Source organism: Gemmobacter sp. (assembly GCF_016792925.1).
Taxonomy (GTDB): Bacteria; Pseudomonadota; Alphaproteobacteria; order Rhodobacterales; family Rhodobacteraceae; genus Gemmobacter.
In genome coordinates this window covers 1-1622 of the sequence record NZ_JAEULU010000033.1, presented here as the reverse complement: position 1 = coordinate 1622, position 1622 = coordinate 1, and the positions used below count along the sequence as shown (strand labels likewise).

Annotated in this window: 1 pseudogene; it reads right to left on the bottom strand. The window is 68.5% G+C overall.

Annotation, left to right across the window (positions count from 1 at the left end):
* Nucleotides 1-1569 (bottom strand): annotated as a pseudogene (locus tag JNN06_RS01740) (cobaltochelatase subunit CobN); the annotation flags it as partial.
* Nucleotides 1570-1622: the final 53 nt, after the last annotated feature.

The window sequence follows — 1622 nt, the reverse complement described above, 5'->3', positions numbered from 1 at the left end:
CATTTGGTTCAGGGCTTGCACGCCCTGCGCTCGCAGGCTAATGTATAACGCCTCATTACCATGGAGGGGCGTGCGCGACAGGTCGTGTTACTCGCCTTCCCGCAGCGAATCATCGCGGCGCTCGGGTTGCAGCGCCACCAGCGCGGCCCCGTTGCGCTGCGCAGCGAAATGGAAGCCGCCGTTGGCAAAGGCCGGGTCCGCCTCGGGCGCGCCCCAAGCGGCGTGCAGGTCGTCGCGCAGGCTTTGCGGCAGGGTTTCCAACGCGGCAAGGTAAGCGGCCAGCGGCCAGGACAGGCGGTCAGACAGCAGCGCCGGGGCCAAGGCACCCGCCGGGGTCACGGCATAGCCCGCCGCAGCCAGATCAGTCAGCACGTCCGCGACCGAGGCGAGGGCATCAAGGCCAACCGCATGGGCCAGTTGATGCGCCTTGCCGGGATAGGTGGACAGAACCAGCGCCAGCTTTCGCTGCGCGGCATCGGTCTCCGCCAGCGTCAGCCAAGCGCGCACCTTCGCCACCACTGCCGCCACGCGCCCGGCATCTGCCCGATGCGCAAAGCGCGAGAATTGCAGATCGGGGTCGCGTTTGCCCGGCGATTTGAACGAGACGACGCCCGCGAACAGCCGCCCGTCCACCTCGGGCAGCACGACATGCATCGCCAGATCGGCAGGCGAAAGGCCGCGATCCGCTGCCGCCCAATCGCGGCGGCGCGCCGTCGAAAGCGCCAGCTGGAATACCGGGCAATCGCAGTCATCAAACGGCGTCGCGCCATCCTCGGCCTTGGCGGAAAAGGCCGTCAGGTTGACTATGGCGCGCGGCGGCGCCGCGCGCAGATGCGGCGCAAGCCATGCCGCAAAGCCCGCCGCCTTGAGCGAGGGCGCAAAGACACCCATCGCACTCACCCCTTGATCCCGGAGCGCGGTGATCACCGCATCCACCGGGCCGGTATCAGCGGCGGTCAGATAGCTGCGGTAAAAGCTGACCAGAACCGAGGCCCCCTCCGCCCCCGAAACCACACCGCGCGCGGGATCGTAGAACCCCCAGTCCGGCATGGATTTATCGCCCGGCACCGGCCCGGCATAAAGCCCCGCCGCCAGCGCCAGTTGCGCCAATGCGGCCTGCGCCGCCACCGCGCCACCGGCATCGCACAGCGCCGCCAGCCGGTGCAGGGTCGAGACCGGCAGGGTCGAGGCCGCCTCCAGCGCCGCATCGGGGCGGCCATCGGCGGGCAGCACCGCCAAGGCAATGCCCTTGCGCCGCGCCAGATCTTGCAGCGAAGCCAGCCCATAGGCCCAATAGGCCGCGCCGCCGATCAGCCGCACCAGCACCGCCTTGGCACCCGACAGCGTGGCCTCGATATAGGTATCCACCGAGACCGGATGTTTCAGTGCCACCAGATTTTGCAGCCGCAGCGAGGGCAGCCGCCCCTTGCCGCGATGCCATCCCGCCGCGAAAGCGCCAAGGTCGCTGTCGGAAAATGACAGAACCACCAGTTCGGCCGGGTCTTGCCCCGGATCGAACGGCGTTTCTGCCTCCTCCAGCCCATGACTTTCGCGGAAGACGACATGCATGGCGGATCAGGCCCCCAGCACGGCGCGAATGGCGGGTTCGTCGATGTCGTGAT